This window comes from Paenibacillus sp. FSL R5-0914 (assembly GCF_038004525.1).
Lineage (GTDB): Bacteria > Bacillota > Bacilli > Paenibacillales > Paenibacillaceae > Paenibacillus_AQ.
Genome location: NZ_JBBORH010000002.1, coordinates 1,010,200 through 1,029,039, shown reverse-complemented (window position 1 = coordinate 1,029,039; position 18,840 = coordinate 1,010,200). Strand labels below are relative to the sequence as shown.

Annotated in this window: 15 protein-coding genes; 3 read left to right on the top strand and 12 right to left on the bottom strand. The window is 40.5% G+C overall.

Translation table 11 applies throughout. From position 1 onward, the window contains the following. Window positions 1–100: 100 nt before the first annotated feature. Window positions 101–1,078 carry a biotin--[acetyl-CoA-carboxylase] ligase gene (locus tag MKX60_RS20730; protein ID WP_076299795.1) on the top strand — a complete coding sequence of 326 codons (978 nt, stop codon included), beginning with the start codon at window positions 101–103 and terminating at the stop codon, window positions 1,076–1,078. A 138-nt stretch (window positions 1,079–1,216) separates the two neighbouring features. Here MKX60_RS20730 and MKX60_RS20725 read toward each other — a convergent pair whose 3' ends face one another. The 7 genes from MKX60_RS20725 to MKX60_RS20695 all read right to left on the bottom strand — a co-directional run bounded on the left by MKX60_RS20725 (window position 1,217) and on the right by MKX60_RS20695 (window position 9,379). Continuing rightward, window positions 1,217–2,116 (bottom strand): NAD-dependent epimerase/dehydratase family protein, encoded by a 900-nt coding sequence (locus tag MKX60_RS20725; protein ID WP_076283745.1) that lies wholly within the window; start codon window positions 2,114–2,116, stop codon window positions 1,217–1,219. A gap of 172 nt (window positions 2,117–2,288) precedes the next feature. Continuing rightward, window positions 2,289–3,167, bottom strand: a complete 879-nt coding sequence (locus tag MKX60_RS20720; protein WP_076283746.1) for a LysR family transcriptional regulator — start codon at window positions 3,165–3,167, stop codon at window positions 2,289–2,291. A gap of 76 nt (window positions 3,168–3,243) precedes the next feature. Then, complete coding sequence (locus MKX60_RS20715) at window positions 3,244–4,596, bottom strand: MATE family efflux transporter (protein ID WP_076283747.1); 1,353 nt, start codon at window positions 4,594–4,596, stop codon at window positions 3,244–3,246. Window positions 4,597–4,838: 242 nt separating this feature from the next. After that, on the bottom strand, window positions 4,839–5,522 hold the full coding sequence (locus MKX60_RS20710; RefSeq protein ID WP_081393031.1) for a MarR family winged helix-turn-helix transcriptional regulator: 684 nt from the start codon (window positions 5,520–5,522) through the stop codon (window positions 4,839–4,841). Window positions 5,523–6,286: 764 nt separating this feature from the next. After that, a complete protein-coding gene (locus MKX60_RS20705; RefSeq protein ID WP_341060846.1) occupies window positions 6,287–6,808 on the bottom strand; it encodes a PadR family transcriptional regulator in 522 nt (173 codons plus the stop codon). Window positions 6,809–6,838: 30 nt separating this feature from the next. Next, a complete protein-coding gene (locus MKX60_RS20700) occupies window positions 6,839–7,687 on the bottom strand; it encodes a sialate O-acetylesterase (protein WP_076299789.1) in 849 nt (282 codons plus the stop codon). Between the two features lie 177 nt (window positions 7,688–7,864). Beyond that, window positions 7,865–9,379 carry an NAD-dependent epimerase/dehydratase family protein gene (locus MKX60_RS20695; protein WP_341060844.1) on the bottom strand — a complete coding sequence of 505 codons (1,515 nt, stop codon included), beginning with the start codon at window positions 9,377–9,379 and terminating at the stop codon, window positions 7,865–7,867. 170 nt (window positions 9,380–9,549) lie between these two features. Here MKX60_RS20695 and MKX60_RS20690 point away from each other — a divergent pair, with 170 nt between their 5' ends. Then, the gene (locus MKX60_RS20690; RefSeq protein ID WP_076283751.1) at window positions 9,550–10,107 is read left to right on the top strand and encodes a TetR/AcrR family transcriptional regulator; all 558 of its coding nucleotides are present in this window, start codon (window positions 9,550–9,552) and stop codon (window positions 10,105–10,107) included. Here the strand turns inward: MKX60_RS20690 and MKX60_RS20685 are convergent. Beyond that, on the bottom strand, window positions 10,088–12,748 hold the full coding sequence (locus MKX60_RS20685; RefSeq protein ID WP_341060843.1) for a family 78 glycoside hydrolase catalytic domain: 2,661 nt from the start codon (window positions 12,746–12,748) through the stop codon (window positions 10,088–10,090). The two genes, MKX60_RS20690 and MKX60_RS20685, sit on opposite strands and share 20 nt — an antisense overlap. A gap of 210 nt (window positions 12,749–12,958) precedes the next feature. On the opposite strand from MKX60_RS20685, the gene MKX60_RS20680 reads away from it, so the two are divergent. Beyond that, on the top strand, window positions 12,959–13,837 hold the full coding sequence (locus MKX60_RS20680; RefSeq protein ID WP_076283753.1) for an AraC family transcriptional regulator: 879 nt from the start codon (window positions 12,959–12,961) through the stop codon (window positions 13,835–13,837). A gap of 53 nt (window positions 13,838–13,890) precedes the next feature. On the opposite strand, the gene MKX60_RS20675 is transcribed toward MKX60_RS20680, so the two are convergent. From MKX60_RS20675 to ppsA, 4 genes are all read right to left on the bottom strand, one after another. Further along, entirely contained in the window at window positions 13,891–14,673 is a 783-nt protein-coding gene (locus MKX60_RS20675; protein WP_076283754.1) for an ABC transporter ATP-binding protein, read from the bottom strand. Window positions 14,674–14,711: 38 nt separating this feature from the next. Then, on the bottom strand, window positions 14,712–15,398 hold the full coding sequence (locus MKX60_RS20670; protein ID WP_076283755.1) for a FadR/GntR family transcriptional regulator: 687 nt from the start codon (window positions 15,396–15,398) through the stop codon (window positions 14,712–14,714). A gap of 164 nt (window positions 15,399–15,562) precedes the next feature. Beyond that, entirely contained in the window at window positions 15,563–15,940 is a 378-nt protein-coding gene (locus MKX60_RS20665; RefSeq protein WP_042188380.1) for a VOC family protein, read from the bottom strand. A gap of 231 nt (window positions 15,941–16,171) precedes the next feature. Beyond that, window positions 16,172–18,784 carry a phosphoenolpyruvate synthase gene (gene ppsA, locus MKX60_RS20660; protein WP_341060841.1) on the bottom strand — a complete coding sequence of 871 codons (2,613 nt, stop codon included), beginning with the start codon at window positions 18,782–18,784 and terminating at the stop codon, window positions 16,172–16,174. Between the last annotated feature and the right edge of the window lie 56 nt (window positions 18,785–18,840).

Below are 18,840 nucleotides of genomic sequence, written 5' to 3'. Positions count from 1 at the left end.
CAATTGTTATATAGAATTAGAGTATTCAGTCGCAATCGTTGGATGTTATTATATTCAATGGGTTTTGGTCGGAGAGTTATACTTTTGGAGGTTTAAGTTCATGACAGTAAAAGAACATATTCTTGCCTTGCTCGACAGTAATAAGGGTGAATACTTTTCCGGCGAGGAAATAGCCGTTCAGTTATCCGTGACGCGCAGCGCTGTCTGGAAAGCCATAAAATCGTTACAGACAGACGGATATTCCATACAAGCTGTAACTAATAAAGGATATTCCATGTCACCTCAAACAGATATCCTATCTGCAAGTGCAATTTCAAAATATCTGGATACCCAGGGGCAAAAGTTACGTTTAGAAGTCTTTAAGACACTATCTTCAACGAATGAAGCAGTAAAAAGTCTTGCCTCAAATGGAGAAGCTGAGGGTAAGGTGATCCTTTCCGAAGAACAGACCGCTGGACGCGGGAGAATGGGCCGAAAATTCTTTTCTCCACCGGGAACGGGTATCTATATGAGTATCCTGCTGCGTCCCAAGCTGTCAGCAACAGATTCCGCTCTGCTGACCACTTGCGCCGCTGTTGCAGTCGCCCTTTCCATCGAGAGCGTATCCGGTAAAGAAACGCAGATTAAATGGGTGAATGATGTCTTCATGGAAGGTAAAAAGGTGTGCGGGATTCTTACTGAAGCATCCGTGTCACTGGAAAACAGCTGGCTTGATTATGCCGTTCTTGGTATTGGTATCAATGTAGCGCTGCCGTTCGACGGCTTTCCTAACGACCTTACCGAGATTGCAACAACTGTAATTTCTGAAAACAATTCTTATGGTGATCTCCGCAACCGACTGGTAGCAGAAGTACTGAACAATTTCATGGGATATTATGAGCAATTAACGGACAGATTGTTTCTTTCCGAATATAGAAAACGGTTAATTTCACTTGGCAAACCCGTAACAGTGATAAAGAATAATGAACAGCTTAAGGCAACAGCCATTGATATCGATAACGATTGCCATCTGAAAGTCAGATATGAAAATGGTGACGAGGAATATCTTTCAAATGGAGAAGTCAGTGTTAAAATTTAGCTATTGTTCTTTTTAAGATAGGCTAGCTTATGACGTTTTTCGCAGAAGAAGCCACCTTGTAGGCGGCTTCTTTTGCGTATATGTTATTCGTGGTGATCGTCAAATTTAAACATGGAGAAATCATTTTTCAGTGGTTTATTATTGCAAATTATTTTTTATCCAGCTAAGCAGCGACTCTTCCTTCGGAGCCCAAGCAAGTAGATTTCTTGCATGGGTGGCACGCACACGGCTGTTCGAGGCGATAGCAAAACGCGCCCAGTCTCCAAGTTCTGCTATCGCTTCGTCTGCGGGCCAGCTTATGGTCTTGCCCCCAAAGCCTAACGCCTCGCTGACAGATTTGGCGATGTCCCCATAAGATTCCTCCCCATTTTCGGCAAAGAAATACGATGCAGACGGTGCTTTTTCAAGTGCCAATACATACAGTTGTACCAAATCTTTGATGTGGACATTAGACCAGCGATTTACGCCTTTACCTACGTGAACGCCTGCCTGCAGCTCTCTCGACTTGCGAATAATCTGCGGCAATTGATCGCTTTCCACAGGCAACGCTAGTGCATCACCATAAATCATAGATGGGACTATCACGATGCTTCTCACCCAATCCTCAATTCCAGCCTTGCGTACGAGGTTGTTTATCGCTACGCGGTTTTCCCTAATATCCATAGGTACAAATGGTGTTTCCTCGTCAAAAATTTGTTCGCTCGCCGTTTCGCCACGGGCATCATCTCCAACCACACTTGAACCCGATGTATGCAAAAATGGCTTTCCACTTCCACGTAGAGCAGCTATAAAAGTTTCAACTGCCAGCAAATGATCAGAATCGGCTGTGTGAATTACTGCGTCGCTGAGCTTAGCATATTTCGTTAGCGTATCCGTATCTTCCAACGTGCCGAGTATAGGCTCTATACCAATATCCCTTAATGCTTCCACCTTATCGGGATTGCGAACCAGACCGAAGACAGTATGCCCGGCATCAAGTAAACCTTTAGCCACCGACCCGCCGATATAGCCTGAAGCTCCTGTGATAAACACTTTCATAATAATATTTCCTCCTCATCTATGCTGTTGATGCTTGTCCATTCGACAAAGTGTAGTGCCAGTCTCAATTATTTATTAATTTTGCTGCTTCTTTATTGTAAGCTCCAAAACATAAATAAAACAAATTATGAAATAGCCACTTATTAATAAATAATTTTATAAATAATACTAGCTAATCCATCTTCTTTTCCCTTAGGACAGATATGATCTCATGAATCAGAGGCAAATGCTTATTCTTTAACTGATAAGCGATATATAACTCGTTTTTTACTTTTAAATGCTTAGAAACAACTTTTGATTTGCCTTCTTTTAACGAGTTTCGCAAGAGGTATGTAGGTATGACACTCAAGCCCACCCCGAGCTCAACTGCCTTCAGGATCATGTGTAAATTAGGAATGATATGAATAGGTCTAATTTCAGGACGTTTCTTAAAATGTTCTCTCCAAATTCTTCTTATTATCGGCAATTCCAAGCCATAGCTGATCCATTTCTGTTCAGAGAGCCATTGCTCTTCAAGCTTCAGAGTATCAAATTCAAGGATTTCATAATCGCTTGGAGCTACTATAACAAACTCTTCATCCATTAGTTTCAGATACTCGACACCGGGAGTTTGGAACCTTTTTGACATAATGAGGATGTCTAGCTTGTCTTCCTTCAGGAGCTCTAGCAATTGCTCGGCGGTTCCAAAATGCGAAATGGTGCAAGTATTAAATTCAGGAAGCAGTGGCAATATTTTTTCACTAAAAAACTCATGCGCCGCTCCCAGCTTGATTACACTCAGCGTAGGCAAAGAAGCCGATTTAAAGCTTATTGTCGTATTCTCTAATGATTCTATAAGTGGAGCGAGCTGGGAATATAACTCCTTTCCCCGCTCTGTTGGGGTGATTTTTCTAGTCGACCGAATAAATAAAGTTTCTCCCACCTCCGCCTCCAAGGCGGCTAAGTGCTGACTCATGGCTGGCTGCGTCATCATGCGGGTTTTTGCGGCTTCAGAAATCGATTGATACTTATATATTGTGCAAAAGCTTCTATACCATTCAAAATCAACCATACTCTAGGCTCCACCTTTATACTGTAAAATTTATATTAGAAGATGAACTTAATATATCAACTTAAGACCCTGTATTCTACTGTGCTAAAGCATCTAAATCCGGCTGCATCTTGTTCCGCAGAACATACAGCATGATGGCACCGACAAGGAACGCAACGGCATCCGAAATGACGAGCGACCAGACCACACCATGGAAACCATTCATTCGATTGGCTATATACAACACAGGAATCAGAGTAACTCCTTGAATAATTGACATTATAAATGCAGCAGTTCCTTGCGCTGTAGCTTGGAAGATCCCGGTAAACAACGAAGTCATTCCTGTAATGAACAAGGATAAAAATGTCACATGCAGAATGTAGCTGCCCATTTCAATTAATTGCGGGTCATTCGTAAATAAGCCAATTAAATGGTCGGAAATCAGATAGACGATAACGCCGAACACGACAGCTAAAGCTATTATCGCTTTGATCGTGAATCCGATGGTATGCTTCATGCGTAATTTATTCGCTGTAAAAGAGTAGGCAATGAGCGGCACGACTCCCTCGCATAAACCCATCAGAATACACTCAGGTAATTGCAATAAACGGGATGAAATTCCGAACCCCGCTATGGCTTGATCTCCATATTCGACAAGAAAATGGTTCAACACGAGTGACATTGCACCCAAGAAGATGCTCATAATAAAGACAGGGATTCCAATTTTGAATACATTGCTTAGTATATCCTTGGTAGCTTTGAACCATTTAAAAGAGACAGTTAAGAATTGGCTTTTATAACCCAAATGGTAGGCGTAGAATGCACTCGCAACCAAATTAGAGATGACCGTAGCAGTCGCAACGCCAATCACGTCCCAATGGAAGACGAAGATAACTAGCGCATCGAGAATAATATTCACGACAACACTTAGAATCATCCCGATCATCGATGTGATTGCTGAACCTTCCGAGCGCACGATATTCTCCAATGTGAAGCATAATACAACGAATGGTGAGCCGATAAGCATAATCGTTACATAGTCCTTTGTAAATCCGAAGGAGTCGGGCGTCGCTCCCAGGCTATGAACAATTGGATCAATCAACGGGAGGCCAACAGCCATCACGATAAGACCGATAACTAAACTGCTGTAAAAAGCGAATGAAGATACATGCTTTACATCATCATATTTTTTCTCCCCTAGCAAGCGGGAGATGAATGTACCACTGCCCATGCCAATCAAGTTTCCTAGCGCCATAATGATCGCGAATAACGGCAAGGTTAGTGCAAGTGCGGTTAACATAGCCGTATTGCCCAGTGTGCCAAGGAAATAGGCATTCAAGATGGAATATATGACACTCATTGACATACCTAACATCATCGGTATACCGAAGTGAGCTACGGCTTTTGAGATGGGTGCTTTTTCAAAGTAATGAAGGTTTTCTGCATCCATGTGGGTCACCACTTTCTTCATCTATTTGGTATTCAAATTACTTAGAATTCTAACTATTTATTGAATATGAGCCATGACGCAGCAACAAACAACCCCGTACCGTAACATCGACTTTACGGGGTTGGTGTGCGAAATTAACTGTTCTTCAGTTTCCAAGAAAGTACGTCATTGCACCGCCTTTGCCGTTCATCTTTCTTTTGTGAAAGGCACGCCACTGCTACTGTTTGACGAAAAGACTTTTCTTACTTATCGTCCGGATCATGTGACTGGTCTGGTGACGAATTCCTTCCATCTCTGGAAGGCCAGCCGAATCCGCGCATGTCACGATGCCCTTCCCCGCCAAAGCCAGGGAACCTTCCGCTAAAGCGTTCGTCCCTAGAATTCCCCCACATTTTTTGCATTTGTCCACGCATGGCCATTAGTTTTTCGAATTCCTCTGTTCCCATACGCTCCTTTGCAGCCTCCATCCACATAGCCATTACATCACGTTCTCCGTCCGTTCCAAGCTCTTCTTCTAAAGCCATAATTACGCGGGTTAAGTAATCCCCGAAAGTGACCTGCTCTTCTGAAGATAGGCTAGAAAATATGTTGACGCTGTCTATCTCTTGCCCCTCTTCCTCTTGTCCTTTTTGTGTTAAGTAAATCAACATGATGCGTTTGTCTGTTTCTGATGGCTTACGGGTGATATATTCGGCTTTTTCCAGTTTTGCAAGCAATTCATTGAGGGATGATACACGGATGTCCAGCATATAGGATAAATCTTTGGTGCTGATACCATCTTTCATCCGGAGAAATGCCAGTATCCTGCCTTGCCCGCGGGATGTGTCGGCCATAGGGCCAACAGCAGCGTGTGTTTTTAAGTGTTGGCGTTGCAGCAGCCATTGCAGTTTCGCGAGTTTTTCGTATAATTCAGTATTCATGTCCATATTGGATCCTCCATAAAGTTTGTATGGTACCTGTTAATCTTTGTGACGGTACCTGTTGATTTTTATTATAACGGTACCTGTTAGATATGTCAAAATGTTTTTTACAGGTACCGTTAGTATATTGTTGATTGTTACCGTGACAATGTAGCGGACAAAATTACTTACATCCTTATTACATTTTTTATCATATACTTACTGTAAGTTCGCTTGCACGATCGTCCAGCCCTCACAAAAGATCAAGTATTTCAGCAGAAAACGGAGTTTACAGCAGGTAATTATGGCAACTATTTAAAATATATACTAGTAGTGGGCAGGATTCTAAAATAAGTAAATACAATTCACGAAACGCAAAACGAGCCTAAAAGGGATTTTAGAGGCTCGTTTTTGCCTTATTTTACAAGGAGGGTTATTAATAAATGAAACACCCCATTCTAAGTAAAAAATCGCTCATACTAATATTTTTTTTGATATTCCTTATAGGAATATACTTTTTATTCTTCGGATTACCATGGAAGTCCATAGCCCATAAAAAACAATTCGAAGTCTATTTAGAAGATAAGTATCAAATTGACTTCAAGTTAAAAAAGATGGACTATGATTTTATGCACCGAACATATCTTACTTATGCATATCCCGCGAGTGACCCAACTTTAGTTTTTTTTGTAGGTCAAGATATTGAAAGCAAAGAAATTCATGATCTTTATCAATATGAACTAGAAAAACGTATGTTCAAATAGGTTACTAGAATAACCGTTGTGCTGTGATCAGTTTTCTTTTTTTATATCTTCAAGCAAACCTTCAAACCATTGAACATTTACTATATGGTGGGAAAGTGAATTTTCTAACATTTTTTTAAAATAAGCAGTGATATTTTCATCGTTCTCAAGAGATAGCTGTATTAAAGAAATCTTATTTTTAGTTTGTTCGATTTGTATTTCTATTAATTTAGTTAGCTCTTCTTTTTTATATTCATCTGAAAATAACATTGCTACATAAAAAGATAGGTTTATATAGTCTGTCTTAGACCCATATTTGAACATCAACTTTTCAAACTCTTTTTCCCCTAATTCCGTGATGTTATAATTATGTGTCTCTCTGGTGCTGTCTCTTTGGTCAACTTTTACAATATACTTTTTCTCTACTAATTGCCCAAGATTATAATAAAAGGACCCTTTGGTGAAATTCACTATATATTTATAGTGTTTTTCTTCCATTAAGGATAACAATTCATAACCGTGAGCCCCTGGATTTTGTTTTAATAATCCTAAAATTAGTAATATTATCAACTCAACGCCTCCGTCAAAATGCTACTAGGTTTAATCATTGTTGATTTGTATAAACTTGGCTTGAAATTCGTCAAATGATATTTTTCCCCATGCAAAATCCATACTCAATATATACATTTTTTCCGCTTTAGTGTGTGTTCTTGCATTATGGAGACTTAACAACTCCTGTTCATTAATTAGCGGCTCAAGTACATGTTGCTTATTAATAAAAGCTTCAAAATATCGCAACCCAAATTTTCTTTGAGATATTGCATCGATATGAATACCATCCGGATTAGAAGTTAAACCTGAAGCTGTAACAAAGTAACAATCATCTTGTTCAAAAGCAAATTTTTGTAACTCTTGATTCATCAACTCGTATTCAGTGCAATGTTTCCCAAATCCTTCTTTGCCTAAAAAATCCCCTAAGCCACCAATTATAAATGGAATATTTGGAGCATCTGACTCTTTTCTAAGGGCCGTAACCATTAAAAGTAATTTCTGATAATAGACTTTGTAGCTGCCATTACTACTATCACTTTCTCCTTGATGCCATAAAATCCCCGTTAATTCACTATTTTGCATAGCAAATTTAGTTTCTTGCAATGCATGTTTAAAAAGTGCCCCATCTACAGCCCATTCATCAATGGTGCTCCCACCCTCAGCACAAGGAATTAACCCAATGATGTCTTCTTCATTTTCACGACACCATGCATCCGCAAATGATCCTGCCAGACTTATTCCTGAAACAGGACGGTCATAATTAATAGGTTCAGCCATCATTTGCCATCTACCATTACGTAGCATTTGTATTCTCTCGTTATAAATTGGGGGTACTTCATGTATAAATCCTCGTCCAGCCATATTTGACTGTCCAATCATTAGAAATGATTTGATCATTATTCTCATCCTCTCTACAATAGTCTAATTAGACTGTTTATATTATTAGTCTAATTAGACTATTTGTCAACAAATACGCTTTTATTCTCTCCCTCTTTATGAAATCAAAAAAGCTGATCTTCAAAAAGATCAACCTTTGTATGAAGTATTAACATCTCAGAAGTGAGGTAATACCATCTAATTCTGATACGATTTCATATACTCGCGTCCGTCTGCCTTTCTTTGAATAGGGTTCCAAACCTGAGCAAAGAACGGTTCACGCTTCGCACGTTCTTTGTAATTCCAGCTTTCGAGCTCACACTGCGGGCAGAAATGTCCACCTTCTAGCATAAGCTTGGGGCTAGCCGTAAAGGTATGGTCGAACGCACATTTGAAATCAAGTTTGCCTGCCCAATTCCCCGTTTCCATATCTGTTGAAAGACATTCACCACCACGAAATTTCGCAGCACCCTTGATATCTTCAAGATTTAATTGCGATGTTGGCTTATTCTCATCATACCCGTGGTCAAGTTTGATGACTTTATCCCAATCTGCGAATTTCTTCATTTCAGACACCTTTGCAGGAATCGCCTCCCAGTTGTTCTTGCTGCCCCAATAAGCGTCTATTTTCTCAATGTCATTTTCCTCGATAAAACGTATCGTTCCTCGCTCTTTTACTGCTTGCTTTTTCATCGTCCGCTTAATCATCGCACCCATCAATTTTTGACCTCCGGGCAATTTAGTGATGACTTTCGCAACAGGCACAAGTGCGCCTAGATTATCAAGGTAGCTTTGATAGAAATAATCTATTGAATCTCGGCGAAAGTGAAAATACTCCTCCAGCTTATCAGAGTCCAGATAATATTGTCCGTGAAAATTCCGTGTTGCATACCATTTAGGATCTATCACATAATCAAGATTTGTTAAACCTAACTTACCATAAAGCACCTGATACATCTCAAGCGTGCTGACTCGACAGCTCTCGCCCCCGCCAATGTTGTAAATATGTTGCCAAAATCCTTCATTTAATTCTCCGTCTATATCCGAGATGCAGAGGTTTCGCATTAAACGTCCTGAATCCCGATCTGATACGTATTCAAGCACATTTTCTAGACAGTTATGGAACATAATAGGGTCTTCTATCTTGCTCATCGCTGGCCCCATAATACCTGTTTGGCGGAGGCTCACCCAATAGCGTAGTCCTGATTCAATTACCATACGCTCGGCGGCAATTTTCGAAACGGCATAGTAGTCATAAACACTTGGTTTGAGAGGGTCGCCCACACGTCCCCAATGGATCGGCGGCATACGGTCACCCGTTTCCGCAATTGTACCGATATTTACGAAACGCGTTACATGGGCACGATCGCTTTTCTTGATGGAATCGACGATGTTCTTCGCTGAACCATAATTAATCTGCATCGTTCGTTCGGGAAACTCATCTGCAGCAGGAGATACAAAGGCTGCTATATGAAGCACAATGTCGGCATCTTTCACACATTCATAGACAAGGTCGCAGTCTAGTAAATCGCCATAGACTACTTTAACGCCACTTAGTCTCTCATATTCTTTCAGCTTTTGGCGGCTGGTTGAATTGTCTAAATCAAAGAGTAACAGCTCGCATTTCGCTAAATCGTTTCTAAGAAATTTCAATGTTTCGCCACCCATATTGCCCGCTGCACCTGTTATCATGACTCGTTTTTTCTTTACCATATTCTTCACCTGCATTATAAGATTATTGACAAGTCATTCGTCTCCCTTCAGAATACAGACACAGTGTCTATTTCACAACCACCAGTTGATTATCAAACTGATGTAATATAGACAGTCGAAGATATTCTGTCCATTAGTTTTCAAAAATTTTTATAGGGGGTGAATCAACAATGAATCAACGTGAACGGTTAACCAAATTGCTGCTGAAGCAAAGCTTGATTCGTCTGCTCAAAGAAAAAAACATAAGCCAAATCAGCGTAAAAGAATTATGCGCTTCAGCAGGCATCAATCGCTCTACCTTTTATTTGCATTATGCAAATGCATACGATCTGCTTGAACATGTTGAGCAGGAGATTATTGATAACACAAATGCATATCTAGAAAAAATCGAAGCTAATGACAATGGCATCACTTATATATTGACCTTCTTAGACTACATCAAAAAGAATGATGATTTATTTGCCATCATGCTACTCAAATCAAATGAAAACGAGTTGTTTTCAAAACGTTTGCTTAATGAAGTACTGATGAATATTGACACTTTCCTTCAGCTTGACGTTCCCGAAAATATGAAGCGTTTTACTTACGCTTATTTGGTTAATGGAAGCTTAGCAATTATACAGGAATGGATATTAGAAAATTTCATTATATCAAGCGATGAATTGGCTCAACTTATTTTCTCTTTGGCGGATCATTCCTTATTAACGTTTAAGTCATCGGAAACTTGAAGTAATAGTCACCAGATCCAACTAGTAGTTTAAGGCCTTCTGACATTTGTTCCACACTGGATAGACCTATGACTTGTTCTATTGGTGTCCCAGACTCCAAGATACTGTCCTGATTCATCGTTGGAATAATAATCTCAGCTGTTGTATTGGATGGAATCAGCACTTGCATTTCTACTGAATCTTCGTTCTGTTTTTTCCAAGTTACCTTGATCGTTCCATGGACAGATTCAAGCGAAGCATCAACCCACGTCAAATGTTCCCCGATCTGCGGCTGGATCCGTATTTTTTTATAGCCTGCTTCTAATAGTTCGATGCCACCGGCAGTGCGATAGAGCCAATCTCCAATAGCACCGTAAGCATAATGGTTATAGGAGTTCATATCATCGCTCCAGAACGAACCGTCCTGTTTTATTCCATCCCAATGTTCCCAAATGGTTGTAGCCCCTCGGATTACAGAATATAACCAGGAAGGATACTCTTTCTGCAGTACCAATTGGTAGGCTACATCCGTATTACCAAATCTAGAGAGAACTAGACACAGATAGGGAGTTCCTACAAAGCCGGTCGTTAGGTGCACTCCATTTTCTTCGATATGGTCGGCTAGCATCTTGGCCGTCCGATGACGATCCTTTTCCTCTAATAAGTCAAACATAAGGGCAAGTGTATACGCAGTTTGTGTCGGTGAGGCCACCCGACCATTTGGCGTTACGAACTCTTGACGGAATGCCAGAACAATCTTCTCATGCAATGCTTCATATTTTAAGGCATCTTCGGGTTTTCCAATGACAGCCGCTGTCTTAGCTAGTAATTCCGTTGAATAAGCATAGAACGCAGTAGCGATCAACTCTTTTAGTGTTGCTCCGACGTAGCTGTTTTCTTTGGCATCCAGACCTAACCAATCTCCGAAGTGAAAACCTGTATTCCAAAGATATTCGTCTTCACCTTGGGCCCGAATATACTCGACCCATGCTTTCATACTTGGATATTGCGTTTTCAGCACACGAATGTCCCCATAACATTGATAAAGCGTCCAAGGACAAATCACTGCGGCGTCTCCCCAAGCAGCAGAGCCGTATCCTGCCGCTGGCACATCGGGAATAACATGCGGAACTCTTCCGTCTTCTTCTTGATCCGCGGCCAAATCCTTTAGCCACTTTTCAAAGAACGGGACGACATTCATGTTGTAGGCAGACGTGCGAATAAAAACTTGAGCATCCCCCGTCCATCCCAATCTTTCGTCTCGTTGAGGGCAATCTGTTGGGATATCTAGAAAGTTCCCCTTTTGTCCCCATAAAATGTTGTGCTGAAGCTGATTCAAGAGTTCATCTGAACAGTTGAAGTTTCCCGTTTGCTCCAAGTCCGTATGGATGACGCAGCCGATGAATTGTTCCAATAATTGATCTAGCGTTATGCCAGTCACTTTTACATAACGGAATCCTTGGAAGGATAAATACGGCTCAAACGTTTCTGCCTCCCCGCCATGGCATATATAAGTAACAGTCTGCTTTGCAGATCGTAAATTTCCGATGTAGAAATTCCCCTCGCGGTCCAACACCTCAGCATGTTCTAAAGTAATTATCGTTCCAGCTTCAGCATGAACCGTAAATCTTACCCATCCAACCATATTTTGTCCCATATCCAGCACGTGTTCGCCTTTAGGTGTAGTAATGACTGCAATAGGCTTGATGGTTTCTATAACCCTGGTCGGTTCGTTTTCCTGAGCAACCAATGAAGTCTCTGGACGGTCCTTGAGAATAGTCTTTTGCCACTTTACATCCTCAAAACCGGGAGAAGACCAACCTTCTACCTCGAGCCTCGCATCATACGTTTCGCCATGATACAATTCTGACATCAAGAGAGGACCTGTAGAAGTACGCCAGTTGTCATCCGATACAATGATTTGTTCAGAATTATCAGATAATGTGACGTGTAGCTGGATAAGCACAGCACGATCCTCACCAAAGATGTCTTTCTTTCCTTCCCAAGCTAAATATCCTTTATACCACCCGTTTCCCACCATGCAACCAAGAGCGTTATTGCCAGCAGCAATCAAAGAAGTCACGTCATAGGTCTGATATTGAAGCCGTTTATTATAACTGGTCCAGCCAGGGTTAAATAACGTGTTATCTGCTGGTTTACCGTTTATATATAAGCGGTACATCCCAAGAGATGTTGCATACACACGCGCTGATACAACATTATCAGGGATTGAAAATTCCGTACGAATATAGTCACAAGGATCAGCCCCATTCTCTTGATGACTCGGAGGTGCTGCTATCCATTTTGCCTGCCACTCATCTACCGATAACAATGCCGTTTCCCAGAACACAGGTTCACTCCATTCTGAAACTATCCCATGATCGTCCCAAGCTCGAACCCTAAAGTAATACCGAGTGCGGGATTGTAAGGCGGGACCTTCGTATTCAATATGCACATTGCTATCCGATTCTACCTTTTCAGAATCCCATATGATTTTTGAAAAGAATTTGTGATCATTCGCGACTTGAACTTGATAGGCTGATTGGATAAATCCCCGTATTTCTGTTCTGATCCACCAACTAAGCCGCGGATGTAAATCATCAATCCCCAACGGATTCTTTCTATAGTTCACTTTAAGATTTGTAACTTCAAAATTGGACATTTGTATCAACCTCCTATATTCATCCAGTAACCTGCCGGAACACTTTGAACTGTATTCATAGATCTTTGATCCGGCAGCTATTTCTATTGTATGAGTTGAGAGAATTTAGAATTGGGGGTGTTTCAGACATTTTTATAGGTGGATCTAGACATTCATTCATTAGTTTCGTACGATATGTCTAGCCTTAGCAATTTGAAAGGGGCCACGATTATGAGTATCAGACGCAGCACTTTTGTCATGTCTGGAGATAGCTTTTTCGAGCCTGGTGTGCCAATTTATGTGAACAGGGCTTACGAAACGTTCGAATTGAATGCGCATTCCCATGAGTTTATCGAAATTACTTATATCAGTGAAGGAGCAGGCGTTCACTACATTGACGATGAGGCTGTTCCTGTCGAGCACGGTACGTTATTTTTTATCCCCATTGGGCGCAGTCATGTATTTCGACCTAAGACCCCGATGAAAGACCGCCCGCTCATCGTTTATAACTGTTTATTTCCAGTAGAGTATTTATCAGAACTTCAGGCTACCTTTCCTCACGCTACAGATATTTGTGAATTTTTCACAGACATGCAATTGCTATGGTTCTCTATGAAAGATGTCAATGGCGCATACCATATTATGTTTCGTGAACTGTTTCGTGAATTCTCGGCAAAACCGCCAGGATATCTAGCTGTCCTCGATGCTCTTTTCGTACAAATATTAACAGGCTTGTTTAGACACCGGTTGCAGATTGTTGCGCCGTCAGGGGATAAGCCGCAATGGATGGCAGTGGATGATGCGATTGCATTTATAAATTACAACTATGCCAATGGGCTTAAACTTAGTGATCTCGCCAGTAAAGCGAACCTTAGCGAACGGCAATTCAGTCGCCTTTTTCAGCATCAGACTGGAATGAGCTTTACAGATTATACGCAAAGTATTCGAATGGATGCTGCATGTCGTATGCTTTCAGGAGGTCATAGAAGTGTAAGCGAAATTGCCGCTGCAGTTGGATATGCTGACCTCAAATTTTTTCACCAAATATTTAAAAAAAAGATAGGAATGAGTCCCCGACAATATAGTAATTCTATTCGAAGTGAGCACTAGCTTCTAACATTCAAGATAATAAAAGCTGCCTAGCAATTGCTAGGCAGCTTATCCTACTTATCACCGGCAAGTGTAAGCCACTTACGATTGTGATGCTCCTGAACTTCAACGGGGGTATCAAAGAAATCACTCAACACATCCGACTGCAAGCAGTTTTCTGTCTCATCCCCTTTATAGATTTCTCCGTTCTTCACCAGCAAAGTATGTGTAAAGCATGGTGTTATCTCCTCGATATGATGCGTTACATACAGCAAAGTTGGTCCGTTGGTTTGCTTCGTAATCTTCTCAATCATTTGCAACAGCTGTTCTCGGGCAAAAATATCGAGTCCTGTGCAAGGCTCATCAAGGATCAATAGATCTGGATTGGCCATAAGTGCGCGTGCAATGAGGACTTTTTGACGCTGACCTTGCGACAAGGTATCGTATGTACGAGCGGCTAAGGAAGAGCAGTCTAGAAATTCCATCAGCTCCTCGGCTTGCTTTTGATCCTCTTCATTCGTCTTGTCGTATAAACCGATAGTTGCGAATTTTCCGCTGAGGACGATGGTCAGCGCAGTCTGATGGCCATATAGCTTCTGTTGCAGCGAGGTGCTGACCCAACCGATTCGTTTCCGTAACTCTCTAAGATCCACATCGCCAAAGCGGTGGTCTAACACTTCGACTTGCCCAGTCGTCGGCCATATATAGCCGTTTACTACGTTCAGCATCGTCGTCTTGCCTGAACCGTTTAGTCCGACGATACACCAGTGTTGCCCTTGTTTCACTTCCCAATTCATATCGCGTAAGATCATTGTTGTATCACGTTGCCATGATACATTTTTGAGTGATATAATCATGCCCAAATTCCTCCTCTACATGAATGTCTATATTGAACTTAAAGCTCAGAAAGTGTTCCATTTAAAATTTTGAGCGTCAATTGTACTGCTTGATCTGAATCCCCATTTTTAATAGATTCATACACTTGTTCATGGTAATCGGATTGAGGATCATGGGAACTATAATTACGGTTTAATTTACTCATTGCATCTGACAAAATATGAGTAAACGTTCTATATAAGTCAATGATTACAGCGTTTTTACTTGCCATCGCTACAGCCATGTGGAATTCTATATCCGATTTGGCATACAGTTCACGATCATTCTGCTTTAGAGCCATATCTCTTGTATCCAAATGTTTTCGCATGTTGAATAAGTCAGTGTCATCATGCCGTAGAGCTGCTAATCTTGCGATTTCTAATTCAATCATTTTTCGAGCTTCAAAGACCTCAATCAATTCTGCACGAAGTAAACGATGGGTAAGTGGTTCTTGAATAATAGGACTGGATTTTAAGTAAGTTCCAAAACCCTGCTTTTTCTCCAATAGACCAGCATGAACTAACACACGGACTGCTTCTCTTATCGTTGATCGCCCTACATTAAATAATTTCATTAATTCAGGTTCTGGAGGTAATTTGTCTCCTGGCAGGATTGTTCCTGTTGAAATTTTTTGTTGTATTTGATTAACAACATCGTCCACTAACTTAGTGGCTTGAACGGGTTGGAACGACCCCTTTTCAAACATCTGATCATCTCCTCTTTTTGCAGAATAACATGATATTCTTTACTTAACAAGTAAGATTTTGAAGTTTATAACGGTCATTATGGGTATGAAAAAGCAGCTAATCATTTTGATTAGCTGCTGACGTAATTTATTTAACTATCCCCTTATTGCATGTTCATTCAATTTTATTGTCCTTTTTCCATTACAGCAAAGTAGTTATTTTCACCGTCTGCGAAATTGAATACTCTTCCACCAGGAATTTCTACAATATCTCCAACCGTAACATTTTTGTCCTTCAACTCTCGATTCAATTGATCAAAATTATCCGAAAAGAACATTAAAGAAGGTGTTCCGAGATTCATTTCAGGATTCATTTGGGCAACCAACTCTTTATTATGAAGAACAATGCTAGTCGCTGCACCTTTCGGAGCAAGCTCGATAAATCTCATAGGGCCATTTGTTTCGTCTAAAATCACTTCGAATCCTAGCTTTTCTGTCCAGAATTTTTTGGATTCCTCTTGGTTATTTACATATAACATAATTTGTCCAATTTTATTAATCATAAGTTATACTCTCCTTCTTAGTCGGGATAATTTATTGCTTTTACAATATACCTCATGAAGAATATTCACGTCAAGGAATATTAATTCGAACTCCCCTTTTGCAAATATAAGTTGGCTTTGTTTCCGGAGGTTGTCCATATCCCCATATTATTTACTTTCTTTTCCTACATTAAACCGAATTTCAGACCAGCGAAAGAGAACATCGATAATTATTTTTATTTTTAAATACCTCTACAATATTTCAATATAACCTTCTGTTCCATTCACACGAATTCGTTGCCCGTCTTTTATCAGCTTGGTGGCATTTTCCACTCCGACAACTGCTGGCAAGCCATATTCACGAGCGATAACGGCTCCATGGGTCATCAGTCCGCCAACTTCGGTGACCAGGCCTTTAATAGATACAAACAATGATGTCCAGCCAGGGTCAGTAAAGGCGGTGACTAATATATCGCCATCTTCCAGATCTGCCTCTTCCATGTTTAAGATGACACGAGCTCGTCCCTCTATTACTCCGGTAGAAACAGGGAGACCTATAATCGCGTTGTCTGGCAAATTTTCTCGTTTGTATTCACCTGTAATAATTTCACCATCAGATGTGATTACACGTGGCGGAGTAAGTTTTTCAAAAAAATTGTAATCGTCTTTTCGTTTACTGATGATCTGATCATCCAGTTTATTTGTGCGTACGACTTCGTGAAGTTCTTCAAAAGTGAGATAGAATATATCTTCTTTTTCATGAATAACGCTAGCTTGTACAAGTTGTTCGGCTTCTTTCAGTAAAGCCTGCTTATAAATGAAGTAGCGGTTAATCATTCCGTATTTTGGATATTCACGGTAACCGATATAATTCCGGATAAAACTGATTACTCGTTTTGTCTCTTCAGCTTTTAGTTCTCCATCCGGTAATTGCTTCAATCGATCTAATAACTCTTGTTCTTTTTCTAAAGCCTCCTGTCGGCCTTGCTCAAATTTTCGATTGCCAGCATTAGGCTCAAAGTTTTTGATATTACTGAGAATCATGGGGACAAGTGTAATCGGCTTTTCACTCCAACGAGTTCTCGAAATATCGATTTCACCGGCACATCGCATTCCGAATTTGTTGAGATAAGCATAGATTGCATCTTGAGTTGCCTGTCCACCATCAAACTTAACCAGTTTATCCAAAAAACCATCATCTTTTACATGTTGTAAATAATCAACTATTTCCGGGTAAGGACGAATCACATCTGCAACATCCAAAAGCGCCAGACCCATTTCTGAGGTAATGTTGTTTGGTACAGATTGAGAAAGCATATCTGCTGCGTTTTTTTCACCTAACCACTCGTACATTTTTTCATTAATCCATGACGAAGCGTTCATAGCAGTCATAAAAACCTTTGTACTTTGTGGGTCAGATAAGAACTTCTTTAATTCCTGGAGATCTTCAAGAATAAAATCAAATAGATCTGCTCCTGATTTCGTTCGGATGTTTTGTCTTAATTCTTCTATCGACGTTTGACTGTTCTTAATCAAATCAGAAACGATTGCCGGATCATTTTCGATTAATGCTTGAAAACCTTCTGACGAACTATCTTTACTGCTATTAACGGGACTCTGTTCTTTTCTATCGTCTGGTAACGATTTTATATATTCTCGTTCTATTAGGGTCATAAATGCGTCTTTTATGAGCGGATCGGATTTCCCAAGGGCATTTATGAAATTTTCTCTGCTGACAGGTGAAGCCAGCATATGTGTAACATCAACAAACAACCTTCCACCGGCCTTACGCATGGGTGCAGGAGTGATTAACAGGTAAAAAGACAATCCTAGTGGTTTCATGGGATCCGTCATCATTTGTTGATGACCGACAGATACGTAAACGTGATTTTCTTGATAATTTACTTCAGGGATCGGGTATAAAGTAGTGATTGGCCGGCTTTGAACAATATAAAAAGTATCATGATCCAAACACCATTCGATATCTTGTGGACAACCAAAATAAGCTTCAATCTCTCTACCTATGCGTGCCAGTTGTAAAATTTGTTGTTCGGAAAGGGTTTGAGTCTTTTGCTGATCGAGATCGATTTTCAGGGTCTCTGTTCCACCTTCTTTTAATCCATAGATAGCCAATTTTTTGGTTGCTATCATCATATCGACGATTTCCTCTTCCTGTACTTTATAACAATCGGCAGATACCAAGCCAGAGACCAGAGCTTCGCCAAGCCCAAAACTGGCATTAATAGATAGCAGCTTTCGATTAGAAGTCATCGGATCAGCTGTGAATAAAATTCCTGAAGCCTGAGGGAAAACCATCTTTTGCACGATAACAGATAAATATACCTGTCTGTGATTAAATCCATTTTGCATGCGGTAGATTACCGCGCGATCCGTAAATAGAGATGCCCAGCATTTGCTGATGTGCTGCATGATTGCTTCTCTTCCGATGATATTTAAATAGGTGTCCTGTTGACCGGCAAATGAGGCATGTGGTAAATCTTCAGCAGTTGCACTAGAGCGTACTGCATAAGCCTGTTCTTCACCAAGTTGGGAGAGATAGTGAGTAACTGCCGTCACAACATCGGAAGGAATTTCTACTTCCATGAGGAGTTGTCGAAGCTTCTTACTGATTTCACCAATTTGCTCTCGATCGTCTACGTTTAATATGGATAGTTGATCCAATAAAATATGATACTTTTCGTTCTTTTCGATGGCTTTTTGGTAGCCCACTGTTGTAACACAAAATCCTTCTGGTACTTTTATTCCTTCGATAGTTGATAATCGCCCTAAATTCAACCCTTTTCCGCCCACGAGCAAAAGCTGTGTGGTTTCTATTTCCTGAAAACCAAGAACCAATGAATGCATACAAAATCTCTCCTAACCATTAAAATGAGAAAAAATTTGACAAGAGTTTAGCTGCA